The sequence below is a fragment of the Acetobacter papayae JCM 25143 genome, assembly GCF_000613285.1.
Taxonomy (GTDB): Bacteria; Pseudomonadota; Alphaproteobacteria; order Acetobacterales; family Acetobacteraceae; genus Acetobacter; species Acetobacter papayae.
Map to the genome: position 1 here is coordinate 1 of NZ_BAIN01000052.1, position 16,426 is coordinate 16,426.

At 55.4% G+C, this 16,426-nt stretch carries 16 protein-coding genes and 1 pseudogene; 9 read left to right on the forward strand and 8 right to left on the reverse strand.

The features are described 5' to 3' along the window. From glyA to purU, 4 genes and pseudogenes are all read left to right on the forward strand, one after another. Window positions 1-292: pseudogene (gene glyA, locus JCM25143_RS19045) on the forward strand (serine hydroxymethyltransferase); the annotation flags it as partial. Between the two features lie 140 nt (window positions 293-432). Further along, window positions 433-843 (forward strand): ketosteroid isomerase-related protein, encoded by a 411-nt coding sequence (locus JCM25143_RS11350; RefSeq protein ID WP_025861242.1) that lies wholly within the window; start codon window positions 433-435, stop codon window positions 841-843. A gap of 422 nt (window positions 844-1,265) precedes the next feature. After that, window positions 1,266-2,075: a GlxA family transcriptional regulator gene (locus tag JCM25143_RS19050; RefSeq protein ID WP_199897865.1), complete on the forward strand. Its 810-nt coding sequence runs from the start codon at window positions 1,266-1,268 to the stop codon at window positions 2,073-2,075. A gap of 1 nt (window position 2,076) precedes the next feature. Next, window positions 2,077-2,937 carry a formyltetrahydrofolate deformylase gene (gene purU / locus JCM25143_RS11360; RefSeq protein WP_025861243.1) on the forward strand — a complete coding sequence of 287 codons (861 nt, stop codon included), beginning with the start codon at window positions 2,077-2,079 and terminating at the stop codon, window positions 2,935-2,937. 50 nt (window positions 2,938-2,987) lie between these two features. Here purU and JCM25143_RS20940 read toward each other — a convergent pair whose 3' ends face one another. The 8 genes from JCM25143_RS20940 to choX all read right to left on the reverse strand — a co-directional run bounded on the left by JCM25143_RS20940 (window position 2,988) and on the right by choX (window position 11,544). After that, a complete protein-coding gene (locus JCM25143_RS20940; RefSeq protein WP_051543263.1) occupies window positions 2,988-3,722 on the reverse strand; it encodes a histidine phosphatase family protein in 735 nt (244 codons plus the stop codon). Between the two features lie 2 nt (window positions 3,723-3,724). Then, window positions 3,725-4,189 (reverse strand): histidine-type phosphatase, encoded by a 465-nt coding sequence (locus JCM25143_RS22105; RefSeq protein ID WP_148300120.1) that lies wholly within the window; start codon window positions 4,187-4,189, stop codon window positions 3,725-3,727. Then, a complete protein-coding gene (locus tag JCM25143_RS11370; RefSeq protein WP_234395197.1) occupies window positions 4,186-6,612 on the reverse strand; it encodes a TonB-dependent receptor domain-containing protein in 2,427 nt (808 codons plus the stop codon). The genes JCM25143_RS22105 and JCM25143_RS11370 overlap by 4 nt, the downstream gene beginning before the upstream one ends. A 155-nt stretch (window positions 6,613-6,767) precedes the next feature. Continuing rightward, the gene (locus JCM25143_RS11375; RefSeq protein WP_025861245.1) at window positions 6,768-7,703 is read right to left on the reverse strand and encodes a FecR family protein; all 936 of its coding nucleotides are present in this window, start codon (window positions 7,701-7,703) and stop codon (window positions 6,768-6,770) included. Next, window positions 7,654-8,229, reverse strand: a complete 576-nt coding sequence (locus JCM25143_RS11380) for an RNA polymerase sigma factor (protein WP_025861247.1) — start codon at window positions 8,227-8,229, stop codon at window positions 7,654-7,656. Before JCM25143_RS11380 ends, JCM25143_RS11375 begins: the two co-directional genes overlap by 50 nt. A gap of 322 nt (window positions 8,230-8,551) precedes the next feature. Beyond that, window positions 8,552-9,739, reverse strand: coding sequence for a quaternary amine ABC transporter ATP-binding protein (locus JCM25143_RS11385; RefSeq protein ID WP_025861248.1), 1,188 nt, complete (start codon window positions 9,737-9,739; stop codon window positions 8,552-8,554). Continuing rightward, window positions 9,736-10,590: a choline ABC transporter permease subunit gene (gene choW / locus JCM25143_RS11390; protein ID WP_025861250.1), complete on the reverse strand. Its 855-nt coding sequence runs from the start codon at window positions 10,588-10,590 to the stop codon at window positions 9,736-9,738. Before choW ends, JCM25143_RS11385 begins: the two co-directional genes overlap by 4 nt. An 18-nt stretch (window positions 10,591-10,608) precedes the next feature. Beyond that, complete coding sequence (gene choX / locus JCM25143_RS11395; protein WP_025861251.1) at window positions 10,609-11,544, reverse strand: choline ABC transporter substrate-binding protein; 936 nt, start codon at window positions 11,542-11,544, stop codon at window positions 10,609-10,611. 260 nt (window positions 11,545-11,804) lie between these two features. On the opposite strand from choX, the gene betB reads away from it, so the two are divergent. From betB to JCM25143_RS11415, 5 genes are all read left to right on the forward strand, one after another. Beyond that, a complete protein-coding gene (gene betB, locus JCM25143_RS11400; protein ID WP_025861252.1) occupies window positions 11,805-13,259 on the forward strand; it encodes a betaine-aldehyde dehydrogenase in 1,455 nt (484 codons plus the stop codon). A gap of 14 nt (window positions 13,260-13,273) precedes the next feature. Then, window positions 13,274-14,482, forward strand: a complete 1,209-nt coding sequence (locus JCM25143_RS19060) for a GMC family oxidoreductase N-terminal domain-containing protein (protein WP_456303601.1) — start codon at window positions 13,274-13,276, stop codon at window positions 14,480-14,482. Next, entirely contained in the window at window positions 14,419-14,928 is a 510-nt protein-coding gene (locus JCM25143_RS25520; protein ID WP_456303602.1) for a GMC oxidoreductase, read from the forward strand. The genes JCM25143_RS19060 and JCM25143_RS25520 overlap by 64 nt, the downstream gene beginning before the upstream one ends. 42 nt (window positions 14,929-14,970) lie before the next feature. Then, window positions 14,971-15,486: a prolyl-tRNA synthetase associated domain-containing protein gene (locus JCM25143_RS11410; protein ID WP_025861253.1), complete on the forward strand. Its 516-nt coding sequence runs from the start codon at window positions 14,971-14,973 to the stop codon at window positions 15,484-15,486. 118 nt (window positions 15,487-15,604) lie between these two features. Beyond that, a complete protein-coding gene (locus tag JCM25143_RS11415; protein WP_025861254.1) occupies window positions 15,605-16,342 on the forward strand; it encodes a Fe2+-dependent dioxygenase in 738 nt (245 codons plus the stop codon). Window positions 16,343-16,426 lie beyond the last annotated feature (84 nt).

Here is a 16,426-nt window from a genome sequence, read left to right on the forward strand (position 1 = left end):
CACGGGCAAGGCAGCGGAACATGCGCTGGAACGTGCGGGCATTACGGCCAACAAGAACGCCATTCCGTTTGACCCCGAAAAGCCTGCAATCACCTCCGGTGTGCGTCTTGGCAGCCCGGCGGCGACGGCGCGTGGTTTCCGTGAGGCGGAATTCCGCGAGATTGGCGAGATGATCGACGAAGTGCTGAGCGCGCTGGCCGCCTCCGGTGGCGAGGGCGATGCGGCTGTGGAACAGGCCGTCCATACCCGCGTCAAGGCTCTGTGCGCACGCTTCCCTATCTATAAAAGATAACAGCGTTAGAAATAAAAAATACCGTGCAAGGCCCGCTCCGCTGCAAAGATGGGGTGGGCCGCAATGCAGTTTAGCGGGTAGTGACAATGGTGCCGGGGTTGCATGCAGGGCGGCAATTCATGGCAGGGAGAACAACAGACATGGCGCAGCAGGATACACTTGATCTGATCGGGCGGTACTATGCCGCATTCAATGCGGGAGACCGGGAAGGGTTTCTGGCGCTCTTGGCCGATGATGTCATTCACGACATCAATCAGGGTGGGCGCGAGATTGGCCGTGATGCGTTCAGGCGCTTTCTGGAGCGGATGGACAGTGCCTATGCTGAACAGCTCAAGGATATCGTCATCATGGCGGATGAGAGCGGTAACCGGGCTGCCGCTGAATTTATCGTGCATGGCAAATATCTGAAAACGGATGAAGGCCTGCCTGAAGCCAAGGGCCAGACCTACATTCTGCCAGCCGGTGCTTTTTTTGAAGTGCGTGACGGCAAGGTGAGCAGGATCAGCAATTATTACAACCTCGAAGACTGGCTTAAGCAGGTTGCGGGCTGACGGCTTTATTGTGCGTAAATGTAAAAAAATGTCGCATTGACGAAAACGATGCCGGTACAAAAGTTCCATCCTTGAATATATCAGACATACCCGGCAGGGTATGTCGATGCTCTGCCAGACTGGCAGAGCAGGGATGGGGGACAGGTTATGCGCGGCACGACTCCCGGATCAGATAAAACGCCCAACCTGCGGGTTGGCATCATTCTGGCAAGACAGTTCACACTTTCGGCGTTTGCCCTTTTGGTCGATCACCTGCGGCTCGCAGCGGATCGCAACGACAACAGCCGCCCGATCCGCTGCCAGTGGCAGGTTATTGCGGAGCAGACCGAGCCCGTGCGCTCTAGTTGTGGCATTCCAGTTAGCGGGATGCGGGCCTGCTACCTCCATCCGAGTTCGATTATATTATTGTGGTCGGCGGCCTGTTGCAGGGCCGCGAGCAGGTGGGTGAGCAGACCCTTGCCTATCTCCGGCAGGCGGCCTCACAGGGCGTTGCGCTTGTTGGGGTCTGTACCGGGGTGTTTGTGCTCTGTCGTGCCGGTGTCATGAAAAACCGCCTGTGTTGCGTAAGTTGGTATCATCGTCAGGATTTCATGGAAGCTTTTCCTGACCATAATGTCAGTAGTGATCGCCTGTTTGTCGCGGATCGCAGCCGTATTTCCTGCTCGGGTGGAGCGGGCACAGCCGATATGGCCAGCTATCTTCTGGAAAAGCATTTCGGTAAATCCACAGCACAGAAGGCTAGCCATGTTCTGTTGCTGGAACGCCAGGCCGTGCGACAGCAGAACCTGCTCCAGCCAACTCCGCCGCTGATGGGTGAAATCAGGCTGACAGCCAACCCGCATGTCAAGCGCGCGGCCATGGCTATGGAGCAGAACATGAACGAGCCTGTAGCTATCGGGGTTATTGCCGAACAGCTAGGCCTGTCGCCAAGGCATCTCGTAAGGTTGTTCCAGACAGAAATCGGGATGAAGCCGACCGATTTTTACCGACTGATCCGCCTGCGTTATGCGCGGGCCCTGCTCCGGCAGGGAGATATGTCGATTACGGAAATAGCCATAGAAACAGGTTTTTCCGATTGCGCACATTTTTCACGCCAGTTCAAGGCCCGTTTTGGTCTGACACCAACGGAGCTGCGCCTGATGGCGTCTGGCGGTAGTTATGAAGAGCCCGCTGTCTTTAACGACAATTATGCGGGTGTGAGACTTTTTGAAGAGATGGAACATGTCAGCTGATATGGCGCATTCTGCGGTCATTACGGTAAAATGCCAGAGCAGACCGGGTATCATTGCCGCATTTTCACAAGCGGTTGTGGAATGTGAAGGCGATATCAAGGATATAAATCAGTTTAACGACCGTATGCAGGATCGCTATTTTATGCGCATGGCCTGCACGGTGCGTCCGGCGCAGATGCCCCTGTTGTCCAGAAGACTTGAAAGTGTCGCAGGCAGGCTAGGGGCGTATCACCAGTTGCGTGAGCGCCAGCAGCCTGTGCGCACGCTGATCATGACATCCCGCTTTGACCATTGCCTGAATGATCTGCTTTACCGCTGGCGTAATGGCGAGATGTCGATGATGCAGCCTGTGGGGGTTGTTTCCAATCATCCGTTGCCTGTGGCCTGCGGCCGGGTGCATCTGGGTGATATTCCGTTCCATCATCTGCCGGTAACGGAGGAAGGGCGGGACGAGCAGGAAGAGGCCCTGCGCGGGATCATGGAGGAGAGTGGGGCGGAGCTTCTGGTTCTGGCTCGCTATATGCAGGTTTTTTCTGATCGGTTTGTCAGGGATGTGGAAGGGCGCTGTATCAATATCCATCGCTCTTTCCTGCCGGGGTTCAGAGGGCAGGAGCCATACCATCAGGCCAGCCAGCGCGGCGTGAAGCTGATTGGTGCAACCGCTCATTACGTGACGACTGATCTGGATGAAGGCCCGATTATAGAACAGGATATCGAGCCCATTACGCATACCGATACGATAGAAGATCTGGTGCGCAAGGGCCGCGATATCGAGCGCCGGGTTCTGGCTCGTGCTGTTCGTTACCATCTGGATGGCCGTGTTTTCCTGAATGATGACAGGACGGTGGTTTTTCCAGACTGACAGGCTTGCTAAAACAACAGACTAAAGGCCGAGGCATCTACCCCGGCACTTTAGTGCATGGTTGTGGGGTGTAACGTTTGCAGAGACGGGCCGCTGGCAATGACCTGCATATTCACCGCAGGGTTTGGTGCCGCCAGTGTGCGCAGTGCCTCTAAGCTCTGATGGAACAGCCTCACGGTTACGTATGACCCGTTGGGTGAGCGCCAGAGTTCAAAGGCCAGAGTTGTGTCAGGCGCAGTTGGGTCGGGCTGATCGGTAAAGGACCAGTCCAGCCCGTAGAATGTGGCCAGCATATCCAGATTGGTGTCATGCCCCGAGAGAACCAGCAGTCTTGTCTGCTCTGTGGCTGCGGGCAACGCGGTGCTGGGTTTGCCTGCTAGCACATCCTGCACGACCGATATCATAGTCGCCCCTTTGTGGGCGGCCAGAGTGGGCAGGCGACGGATCAGCCAGCTTTCCTCTGTATGGAGGGGGAAAACCTGCTCAATCAGGGTTGCCGGGTTTTTCTGGCCAAAAGGTTCAGCATGCACGGGCATTCCTTGTGCATATTCCAAAAGCAGATTTTCCGCCGCTGTTCCTCCTGTGGCAATACCTCCTTCAAGATGGGGTTTGTCGTTTTTCCATGCCAGTATGGCTGTGTTGGTGCTGAGGCAATGCGGCTTGTCCGTGGTGCAGGCGGTTGGTGCCAACACGGCCTGCAACGTGTTCATGCTGCTACTAACAGTAGGGGGGATGGCGCTGGCCCTCTGGTTGAACTCACGCGTAATGGCATTTTGCTCCTGCACATTCAGCGGTGTGGCCGGACCTGCAAAAATGGGGTCTTCCTGTGACGCCTCAAGCGAGAGGGACTGCTGCTTGCAGGAGGGAGCCAGATGTTCGGCCCAGATGGCTCCACTTTCACGCGTGCGGTGATCCTTGGAATCAGCCAGATGGTCACGCTCCCCGGTGTCGGGCAGCCTGTGGCCGGGAGCAGGCCCGCCTTAACGTAGTGCTGGCGTACCATGCCAACCATCTGCTCCAGTGCCTGTTTACCGTGGTCTGTTAGCTCCCCCGGCGCAACAGGCCATTGTGCCCAGACATGGCCTGTCTGGGTTTGCAGGGTTTGCGGTGGCTTGGTTGGGCTGCGTACGCCGTGGCGGGCAACCAGCACGACCCGCTCCAGCACGGGATCTTGTTGTGTGGCAGAGGCAGGAGGGGCTGCAAGAGCCGGTGTGCTTGCAAGCAGCGCGCATAGCAGGGTTAGATGTCTCATGGCATGGTCACCGCAAGGTTAAAGAACACGCTACGCCCGGGATTGCGCCAGTAAAGAGGGGCATCGCCATAGCTCTGGTTGCCAGCAAAGTTGCTAATAGCCTGATTATTGAACAGATTGCCAATTTTAAGGCTGGGTGTGATTTCGCGGAAGATGCTGCCAGCATTACGAATGCGCCAGCCCAGAGCAAGATCGGCAGTGACGTTGCTGTTTATTTTATACTGGTTTGCAAACTGCGTATTGCCTGCCGCATTGGTGGTGCTGTCCAGCCCCCAGTGTTTTCCGACATATTTTCCAATAATAGAAAAATAAGCTCCCCGTTCGTTCTCGTAAAGCAGCCCAAAGGAGGCCAGCATGTTAGGGGTTGAGGCAACGTCTACATCGGTATGTTTGTATTTGGCACTATTGACGCTGTAATTGCCATAAAGGGAGAGCCCATAACCGATAACATATTGTGCTTCCAGTTCCAGTCCTTTGTATATTGCACCACCACTGTTAACATAGGTGGACGTGGTGCCATAACCGGGAACGGAAATCTGTGCGGCCGCAATATAGTTTGAAAAATTGATATAATAGGCGTCTGCTGCAAGCATCCATTTTTTATCTCGGTAAACGGAACCGATCTGGTAGTTCATGGTTGTTTCGGGCTTTACATTGCCAACATTCCCGACCTGAAAAACGGAAATGGGGGGTGCCAGAAAACCGCGGGCAATCTGTGCATAAGCGCTCCACTGGCTCATGATACGCTGGTTTATGGCAATGGATGGCTGCCATGATGTAAAGGTCTGTGTGGCGTTCAGAGGTTGTTTGGTGGATTTGTTCAGTGCCGCATCATAATCACGGTGGAAGTATGAGTATTTGATGCCGGGTTTGATGGTCATACCCGGCAGCGGGTGTATGTCCAGTTCCAGATAAGGCTGGAGCGTGGTGTTTGTATCCGAAATATTGTAGCTGTACGGGCTGCCCGTTTTGCCGGGAACAGGGATAGATCCTTTGGAAAGATCTACAGCATAGCTGATACGTCTGTCTTTTTGCACGTCGGCCCAAACGCCTAGCTGCACGTCCACATAGTGTGTTTTTGCAGTTAGGTTGAGTGTGTCACCATAATTGCGGAAATGGGCATCAGCGTATTTTCCAGGAATATCCGATTTATACGTTGCCACTTTTTTGCCTGCGGCGTTGTAAAACGTTACGCCATTGGCATCGAGCGAACGTTGGCTGGAATCGGTTGATTCCGTATATTCATGCTCAAACCCGGTTGTGTAGAGTGAGTTGTGTAGACTAAGCCAGTTGTTCAGGCGGGTTTTGAGGGCAATGTAGCTAAAGTCTGATGTATAGGTGCTGGGGTTGTAACCATAATAGCACTGTCTGGTCGGGTCTTTGCACAGGCCGTAGTTGTTGCCGTATTTGGCATAATCTTCCAGCGTTGCCCCTTGAGTGGTGTACTGCCACTCCTTGTTATAGGTCGTCTGGATGGTCAGGATGGTATCATCCGCCAGCTTGATTTCATCCTTGAACAAAATGTTGCTGCGTTTTTCATAGGAATTGGTCAGGTAGCCGTCTGTTTCTTCATGCTGCATGTCCAGAACGATTTTACCAAAGCGGGTTTTGCCGCTATCCAACTCCAGCCCACCTGCCCGGGTGTTAAAGCTGCCATATGTGCCATAAAGCTGGGCACCAGCTTTGCTCGGTGGTGTTTTGGAGCGAAAGCCTACCGTGCCGCCAAAGGTTGCATTGCCAATAGTAGAGGCCGTTCCGGGGCCACGGTCAATCTGCGCTTCACCCAGAAAGTGCGAGATAAATAAAGATGATGTTGTGTGGTGCAGGTCAGAGGCATCGCCAAATGGAATGCCGTCATACGTCATGTTGTACTGTCCGTCCTGAAAACCACGCAGACTCATGGTTTCGGCTTTGCCCATGCCGGGCCCATTGGGGTTTTGAGTCCATATGCTGGGCTGGAATTTGATAATATCATCCACGCTGGCGAGCGGAATGATGTTGTTATTGATAAAATTGCTTTGGATGCGCGATGTGGGTTCCGTAATATCCAGCGGCACTACTGCGGGTGACAGGCGCATGGCTCGCCCTAGAACAGTAATATGTTCTTCTGCACTCTTCTCTTTTTTTGTGCTGTCGTTATGGGTTCTAGTTTTGGCGGGTGCTGACGTGGATTTGCGCACGATCAGCATATTTTTTTGGTGCGCATCGACATCCAGCCCCGTGCCCTGTAGCAGGTGGGTCAGCGCGTCTTCTGGCTCCATGGTGCCATAAACCGGGGAGGCTGTGGCTTTGGCAGCCAGAGCGCTATCCAGTGCAACCTGCTGCCCCGACTGGCGGCTAAAGGTTACAACTGCCTGATTAAGAGGCCCGGGTGGAATGGCAAAATGAACCGGAGCCGCCAAAGCATGCGAAGCAGACAGCACGGATACACTGCACAGGCACAGCGTAAGACAAGAAATACGAACAGAAAAAAAATGCACGGTAGTTGCCCTGCTTGTGACGGAACATACCGTTAAGAGTCAAAGCTGCTGCACTTTCCGCTGGTTTTTTTTGTTACACAAATAAGACGGTTTTCCGTTTAATACAGCAAAAGTGTTTGTGGGGTTTGCGTCAGCCTTGCTCCTAGAATGGTTTGTGCTGCCATGGCAAAAACTTCCGGCTGGTTTAGGTTGAAAACACCTGTCAGCTTACGGTTGGCAAAATCTGCGGAGACGTGGAGTTGCCTTTGGTTGTAGCGGTTGAATGTGCCGACAATGCTGGAAATGCTTTCGTCCCGCGCTTCTAGGAGGCCAAGGCTCCATGCGTTCTGTGTTGCCATTTCCTCGGGTAACAAACTGCGCACTTCGGGGGGGAGATTCCCGGTCAGGCTAATCTGTGAGCCAGCGTTTAGGGTCCACCACTCATTCGAATGGTGCCTGCGCAAGCGCACGCTGCCCGATATGCTCGTGGCCGTAACCTGCGTTGGGGAGCAGGATAAAAGCAGGCGGCCCTGAGGGGCAAAAATAAGGTTGCCTGCTTTGACAATCATACCTGTGCGGCCCAGCACGCAGCAGCGCCCGGCAACAAGACGGCTGCTCTCCAATCCCATTTTGAGCTGGGAGTAACAATCCAGCGTAATGGTGCCAAAAGCCGTGTGCAGAGGGGCGGAAACGCCATTAGCTGTTACGTAAAGACTATTGGCCTTGCCCTGCGGCTTGGGAGCAGCAAGGAGCAGGGCGGTTGTCGCTGCGGCAGCAAAAAAGCGACGGCGCGGCAGGGGCGGTAAAGGCGTGGTGTGAGCAATAGGGGGTGCTGCGGGGCCATGCAGTGCTGACAGCCTGCCACTTGCCTGCCAGATGGCCTTTGCACGCAGGAAGGCTCCCTTGTGTCGTCTATCCTGATCCAGCCAGTTTTGCAGTGCCTGCTGTTCGCTTGCGGAAAGGGGGCCTTTGTCTAATCTGGCCGTCCATCCTGCTGCCGCCTCTTCAGGGGTGGCGCTTGCGAGAGTGGGCGAGACGCGGGCGTCTCTCCTCATCAACGGTCATCTCCCTTTCTGATTCTGAATATTCTTTCGACAAAAAAACAAGTGCGCGAGCAAGCTGTTTTTCTACAATGTTTTCAGAAATGTTTAATTGCGCAGCGCATTCCTTCTGGCTCAGACCCCGTGCCCTACGTAGAATAAAAATATCCCGGCAACGGGCTGGTAGCTTTGCTATGGCTTTTTCCAGAAAGCGCATTTCTTGCCGCGCATGAACAACCTGCTCGGCCGAAGGCATGGCATCTGGCATGGTATCGGCCTGCATAAGGGCAAGGCTTGTCACCGGCACTACACGTGCGCGCCGGTAATGCTGCATAACCAGATTGCGGCAGATGGACGTAAAATATGCGAGCGGGTTGGCAATGCCTGCCCAGTCGGCCTCCGCTATGGTCACATAGGCTTCGTGGATAATGTCATCTGTATCGATATCCGCATAGCGCCGGAGCCTTGCGCGGATATGGTTTTCGTGCGGGAGAATATGAGTGGCCAGCCAGATGCTGCACTGGTCTGAATTGTTGAACAATCGAACCCTCTGCCCGCCAGTGTGGTTGATTGGCAGGCATGTAGCAATTGCATGGATTAAGCAGTGTGAAAGTTGCGTGACAAAGGCTGAGCCTATACCGCACTCAGTATGAGTGTGCAGCGCAAGGTAAACAGACTAAGGGCCGCACCTGAAGGGATTGAAGAACCGTGGGCTAAAGCGGTCCAGAGGCCTCGCCGCAGACTATGGCAAGCCGCAATCCACTTCCCGTGCAGCAAGGTAAGCCGTTGCGGCTCTCTTCGGAAGTGATTGACGATGCACTCTGGTTTGTTTGCTCCAGTACTATATCGGGCACTGTGTGGTTTCAGGCCGCATCCTGGCTGACCTGCACAACCGCGCTGATAATGCTGCGCTCATCGCACAGGCCAATAATGCTGCTACCGTTATGCACGAGCAGGGGCCACGGGCTTTGCTGGCTCAGGGCTGCCATTTCACTCAAAGACGTTGTTTGATGTACACATAAAATGCAGTCTTCGGCCAGTGTCTGCGGTGCAGGCTGCCCTTCTGCCAGAAAAAGCGTGGAGAAATTTCGCGTATCGGATACGAGCTTGCCGGTTGCAGCTTCCAGCCTGTAAGGGCCGCTCCCCGCGAGGTTAAGGTTCGACAGATCAGGTGCCAGCGGCTTCATGAAAGAGTCAGCGCTCAGAATGGGGAGCGGGTTCATGTGGCTGATGAAGTCGCGCACATAATCATTGGCTGGGGTTGCCACGATTTCCTGCGGTGTGCCGGTCTGAACGATACGGCCTTCCTTCATGATCGTGATCTGGTTGCCAATTTTCATGGCTTCATCAATGTCATGGCTGACAAAGAGGATGGTTTTCTTGAGCTTTTTCTGAAGCATCATCAGCTCATCCTGCAGCTTGCGCCGGATCAGCGGATCAAGGGCAGAAAACGGCTCATCCATCAGCAGGATATCGGCATCGGTGGCAAAGGCGCGGGCCAGCCCCACGCGCTGCTGCATCCCGCCGGAGAGATCCTTGACGTTGGCATCGGCCCATTTGTCCAGCCCGACAAGCTCCAGTTTTTCATCGACCATTTCACGGCGGATGGCGGGCGCTATGTCGCGCAGTTCCAGACCTAAGCCGACATTCTCGCGCACACTGCGCCAAGGCAGGATGGCAAACTGCTGGAACACCATGGCAATGCGTGTTTTGCGCAGGTCCCGCAGCGTATCATCATTGCACGATGCGATATCGACATGCGCCACGCCATTGCCGATCAGCACCTCGCCATTGACCGTCTTGTTCAGCCGGTTTGCTGCGCGCAGCAGGGTGGATTTTCCAGAACCGGACAGCCCCATGAGCACGCTGATCTTGCCGCGTTCAACCTCAAGATTGGCGTCGGACACGCCCAGAACAACGCCGGTGGCTTCAAGAATTTCGGCCCGGCTTTTCCCCTCACGGGCCAGTACAATGGCTTTGTCCACCAGTCCTCCCCCTTTGCGGGAGGGGAACATGATATCGACATGGCGGAAGGACAGAGCAGAATTCATTGTCCGGAGTCTCCAGAACGGCAGACACGATCGAGGATAATGGCCAGAATAACGATGGCGAAGCCCGCTTCGAACCCGACATCCACCTGCACGGTGTTAAGAGCCCGTACGACAGGCACCCCAAGCCCCCCGGCACCCACAAGGGCAGCAATAACAACCATGGACAGGCTGAGCATGATGCACTGTGTCAGCCCTGCACGGATCATGGGTAGGGCGGCAGGCAGTTCGATTTTCCAAAGAAGCTGGCGGGGCGTTGCGCCAAAGGCTTCCCCTGCTTCAAGAAAAGTTTTGGACACTGAGGCAATGCCCATTTCCGTCATGCGGATGGGGGCAGGAATAGCGAAAATGATGGTGGAAATAAGCCCCGGCACCGTGCCCAGCCCGAACAGGATCAGGGTCGGGATCAGATAGACAAAGGTAGGCAGTGTCTGCATCAGATCCAGCAGCGGGTGCATGGCCTTGTTCAACCAGGGGCGGTGTGCCGCGGCAATACCCAGCGGCACACCAATGAGCATGGAAATAAGGGTGGAAAACAGGATGAGCGATAGCGTGGCCATCGTATCATCCCAGTAGCCCTGATTGAGAATGAACAGTAAGCCGACCCCCACCAGTGTCGGCGCCAGAAACCGCCGCTTGAGTGCGGCGGTACCGGCAACGGCCAGAACGATCAGCATGATGGGAGGGGCGGCCTGCAACAGGGTCGTGAACGAGTCCACGCCCCATGTGATACTGCCGCTGATGACATCCAGCAGACCTGTGCAGTGGACTCGGACTAGATCGACAAGATCCGACATCCACAGACCCAGCGGGATTTTATGGGATGTGATCCAGTCATTCGCAGCGTTTAGCATAGGATTGTGATCTAAACCTCAAAGACCCAGGGATGCACGAACCGCCGGCAGGGCAGGCGCGCCGTCAAAGGTGGTGACACCATCCAGCCATTTATCCAGCACGTCAGGATGTGCTTTCAGCCACTGCTTGGTTGCTTCGGGGGCGGGAACATGGTCTTCCGAAATGGCTTTCATCATTTCGTTTTCAGCCGATACGGTAAAGGCAAGCTGCTTGAGCAGGCGGCCGACATTGGGGCATTCAGCTACGTAGCCCTTGCGCACGATGGTATCGACTTCAGCCGAGGCACCAAAGGCTTTCTCGCCACCGGTCAGGTAGGTGATGTTGAAATGCATGTTCATGGGGTGGGGTTCCCATGCCAGAAACACGATTGGTTCCTTGGCGGCAACGGCCCGCGCCACCTGCGAGAGCATGCCCTGTTCGCTGCTTTCGTTCAGGTGGAATTTACCCAGACCGAATTCATTGTGCTGGATCATGCCCAGAATGATCCGGTTGCCATCATTGCCGGGTTCGATTCCGTAAATGGTGCCGTGCAGCTTTTCAGCCCAGCCCGCGATATCCTTGAAATCATGCACGCCCTGTGCCGCCACGTAGTCCGGCACGCCCAGCGTGTAGTGTGCACCAGACAGGTTGGTGGCGATACGCTCGACAGCACCTTTTTCCAGATAGGGTCCGATAACCGATGCGCCGGACGGCTCCCAGTCGCTCATGAAAGCATCGAGCTTCTTGATCTGAAGTGACAGGTAGACAACCGAAAGGGCGACCATGGGGGTCTGGGTCTTGTAGCCCATGCCATGCAGCACATTGGCTGTTAGTGCCGTGACAGCGGTGGCGTCTGTCCAGCCGACATCGCCGAGGCGAACGGTCTGACAGGAGGCCGGGTCGGCGGCGGAGGCGGGCAGGGCGGCAAGGGATGAAGAAATAAGAACCGAGGCGGCAAGGAGTAGCTTTTTCATCGGCGGTGTTCTCCAGCTGGTATGCGTCTGATTCACAGGCTGGATCATTCTGAATAAAAAATGAAATGAAGTGCAAGGGAAATACGGAGAAAAAGAAGGAATTTTTTGTAAATAACTCAAGTGGATGTAATATTTTCAGCAGGTGGCATTTTCTTCAAACGAATGTCCATGTCATTCAATAAGAGAATATGGTTTCTTGTGTGAAATGACGAGCCGCCCGTATGCGGCGTCCTGTCCGGTGACGAATTAAAGAGGAATTTATGGAAATTTGCCGTAGCTGGGTGGGCGGGCAGCCCCTGCCGTCAACCGGAGAGCGTTTTCCGGTTATAAATCCCGCCACCGGAGAGGTACTGACACAGGCCGAAAGTGCCACGGCGGAAACCATGGCCGCCGCAGTGGAAACGGCGCGGGCCGGGCAGAAGGTCTGGGCTGCTATGACTGGGGCCGAACGCGGTCGTATTCTGCGGCGCGCGGCTGACCTGCTACGTGAAAACAATAGCGAGCTCGCCCGGCTGGAAACGTTGGACACCGGCAAACCCATTGCCGAGACCGAAGCCGTGGATATCCTGTCCGGTGCAGATGCGGTTGAGTATTTCGGTGCGGTGGCAGCCAATCTGAATGGTGAAGCCGTGGACCTCGGGCCGCAGGCTTTCGGCTATACCCGCCGTGAGCCGCTGGGCCTTACCGCAGGTATCGGCGCGTGGAACTACCCGATCCAGATCGCATGCTGGAAATCCGCGCCTGCGCTGGCCTGCGGTAATGCCATGCTGTTCAAACCCTCGGAAATGACACCACTGACAGCCGTGCATCTAGCCCGGATTTACAAACAGGCTGGCGTGCCCGATGGTGTGTTCAACGTCGTGCAGGGGGCGGCCGATGTGGGCCGTATGCTGGTGAGCGAACCCGCCATCCGCAAGGTGTCCCTGACGGGAGAAGTCGGAACCGGGCGGCGCGTGATGGCAGGGGCGGCTGAAACGCTCAAATACGTTACGCTTGAGCTGGGCGGTAAATCGCCACTGATTGTTTTTGAGGACGCGGATATCGATAACGCCGTATCTGCCGCCCTGCTGGCCAATTTTTATTCAGCGGGTGAGATCTGTTCAAACGGTACGCGTGTTTTTGTCCATGTTTCCATCCGTGACCGTTTTCTGGCAGCACTGAAGGCGCGCGTTGAAAAAATCCGCGTTGGCGCGCCGCTTGATCCGCAGACCCAGATGGGTTCCCTGATTTCGCAGGGGCATATGGAAAAAGTGCTTGAGTATATTGAAATCGGCAAACAGGAAGGAGCGCGGCTTCTGACTGGCGGATACCGTGTGCAGGAAGGTGATCTGGCGCATGGGGCTTTTGTTGCCCCCACGGTTTTTGCCGATTGCGTGGATGAAATGCGCATCATGCGTGAAGAAATTTTTGGCCCTGTTATGGCTGTTTCTGACTTTGTTGAGGAAGACGAGGTCATTGCTCGCGCCAATGCAACTGTTTTTGGTCTGGCGGCGGGTGTGTTCTCATCCGATCTGGCGCGTGCTCACAGGGTTATTCATCAGCTTGAAGCCGGCACATGCTGGATCAACACTTATAACATCACCCCGATCGAGCTGCCGTTTGGCGGATACAAGCAGTCGGGCCTTGGGCGTGAAAACAGCCGCTTGGCTGTTGAACATTACACACAGGTCAAGAGCGTTTACGTGAATCTTGGCGGTGTGGATGCCCCTTATTAAGCGGAAGAAAACGCATGTCTGAGTTCGATTACATCGTTATCGGGGCTGGTTCGGCCGGGTGCGTCCTGGCTAACCGGCTGAGCGAAAGCGGGCAGGATACGGTGCTGCTGCTTGAATTCGGCGGAAGCGATAAATCCATTATCGTACAGATGCCTTCCGCGCTGGCCATGCCCATGCACGACAAGCGCTTCAACTGGTTTTACGAGAGTGAACCCGAGCCGAACCTGAACGGACGGCGCATGCACACGCCGCGTGGCAAGGGGCTGGGTGGGTCGTCCTCTATCAACGGCATGGTGTATGTGCGTGGTCATGCGCTGGACTTTGCCGAATGGGAGCAAATGGGAGCAACCGGGTGGAACTACGCGAATGTTCTACCGTATTTCCGCCGCGCCGAAGGGTGTGATGAGGGCGATGCCGAATACCGTGGTCGGCACGGCATGTTGCAGACCCAGTATGGCACGCTTGATAACCCCCTGCATGAAGCCTGGATGAAGGCGGGTGAGCAGGCCGGTTATGTGCGGACAGGAGATTATAACGGCTACCGTCAGGAAGGCTTTGACCGGATGAGTATGACGGTCAAGGATGGGGTGCGCTGGAGCACGGCCAATGCTTATCTGCGCCCGGCCTTGTCGCGCAAAAACCTCAGCCTTGAAACCCATGCCCGCGTCATGCGGCTTGTGTTCGAGGGGCGGCGGGCCGTTGGCGTGGTTTACCGGCAGGGTAATCAGGAGTTCACGGTGCGGGCGCGGCGTGAGGTGATTCTGAGCGGTGGTTCCATCAACTCGCCGCAGTTGCTCAAACTCTCCGGTATCGGGCCTGCACAGGAACTGCGTGAGCATGGTATTTCCGTGCTGGCGGACAGGCCGGGTGTTGGCGAGAATTTGCAGGATCATCTGGAATTCTATTTTCAGGTCGCCTGCACGCAGCCCATCACCCTGTATTCCGCCATGGGGCCACTGGCCAAGCTGGGAATCGGCCTGCGCTGGCTTGCGCGCAAGGACGGGCTGGGAGCCAGTAACCATTTTGAAAGCTGTGGCTTTATCCGCAGCCGGGCGGGAATCGAATACCCCGATATCCAGTTCCACTTCCTACCGCTGGCCGTGACGTATGATGGCAAGGGACTGGCCTCAAGCATGGTTTTCAGGCTCATGTCGGGCCTATGCGGTCCAAAAGTCGTGGCTGGGTTCGTCTGCGTTCTTCCAACCCGGAAGACAAACCGCTGATTGCCTTCAATTACATGAGCCACCCGGATGACTGGGTGGATATGCGTAACTGCGTGCGTTTGACGCGCGAGATTTTTGCGCAGGAGGCTTTCGATCCTTTCCGCGGGCGTGAAATCCAGCCCGGTGCCGACTGCCAGACGGATGAACAGATCGATGCGTTTATTCGTGACAAGGTGGAAAGTGCGCTGCACCCCTCCTGCACCTGTAAAATGGGTCGGGTGGATGACCCCATGGCTGTAGTGGATTCTGAAACGCGCGTGATTGGCGTGGAAGGTCTGCGGGTTGTCGATTCTTCCATCATGCCCCGGATCACCAATGGTAACCTGAATGCACCCACAGTCATGATTGCGGAAAAAGCTTCTGACCATATTATGGGCAAGCCTCCGCTCCCGGCGTCCAACGCGCCATATTACGTGCCGGAAAACTGGCAGACCCATCAGCGCTGATTGACACAGGGCTGCGCGCAAAGACAAAGGATGCAACAAGATATGGAGCACCAGATTCCGCCTGCTGTGGCAGATTTTCTGCAACGACATGGCCTGTCCTATCAGACGGTTTTTCACCCGCAAGTGCATACGGTGGAAGAGGCCATGCCGTACTGGCAGCAACTGCCGGGACTGCATACAAAGAATCTGTTTCTCAAGGATGCCAAAGGCAAACTGTTTGTTGTGACCTGTCTGGCAGGGCGGTCGCTGGACATGAAAAAGCTGCCAGAAGCCCTGAACAGCAAAAAGCTTTCATTCGGCAAACCTGAATTGATGTGGGAATGCCTGCAAACGCAGCCCGGTGCGCTCGGGCCTTTGAGTATGCTGGCTGATACGGAGCATCAGGTTACGTTTGCCATTGATGAGGCATTGTGGAATGCGGATTTTGTGACATGCCACCCCATGGTGAATACATGCACGGTTTCCATGGCGGTGCCTGACCTGAAAGCCGCACTCAAACATATGGGAGTTGAACCGGTGGTGTTGGCACTGGAGCCGCAAGGAGCCGAAGCTGCCTGAATGGCATGATTGCAGGGCCCCCACGTGATTGGGGGCTTTGCTGTTAGTCGCCTATTCTTGATTTTAATAATCACTATCAATTATAAGGGCCGAAATCTCAGGAAAGGGACGGCCCAGCATGTTGGTATGTATTTCCAGTGTACTGACACAGGATGAAGTGGCACATTGCCGCAGCGTGCTGGAACAGCAGGACTGGGTAGACGGCAAGGTTACGGCGGGCGAGCAGTCTGCCAAGGCCAAAACCAACCTTCAGATTCCGCAGGACAGTCAGGCTAGCCGCGAACTGGGGGAACTGATTTTGCGCGCTTTGGGCCGCAATCCCATGTTTAATAGCGCAGCCCTGCCTTTGCGTGTGTATCCGCCCCTGTTCAACCGCTATGATACTGGCATGCAGTTTGGCATGCATGTGGATAACGCCATTCGCCCCCTGCCGGGCACGGGTATGCGAATCCGCACGGATGTCTCCTCCACCCTTTTTCTGAGCGAGCCGGATGAATATGACGGGGGTGAACTGGTCATTCAGGACACCTATGGCACCCAGCAGGTCAAGCTGGCGGCGGGGGATATGGTGGTCTACCCTTCTACCAGCCTGCATGCCGTAAGTCCGATTACACGGGGCAGCCGCTGGGCTTCCTTTTTCTGGTCGCAGTCACTCGTCAAGGATGATGGACAGAGAACCCTGCTCCATCAGTTCGATCTCTCGATCATGGAAACCCGCAAGGCCCTGCCAGATGATCATGCGGCGGTTCTGGGGCTGACGGCCACCTATCATAATCTGCTGAGACAATGGCTGAACTGTAAACAATGTTTCCACGGTTCATGCACGGGCTGCGGAGTAAACTTTCCCTTGCCCTGATCATAATGGGGGTGCTGGCCAGTGCCAGTGCCAGTGCCAGTGCCAGTGCCAGTGCCAGTGCCAGTGCCAGTGCCAGTGCCAGTG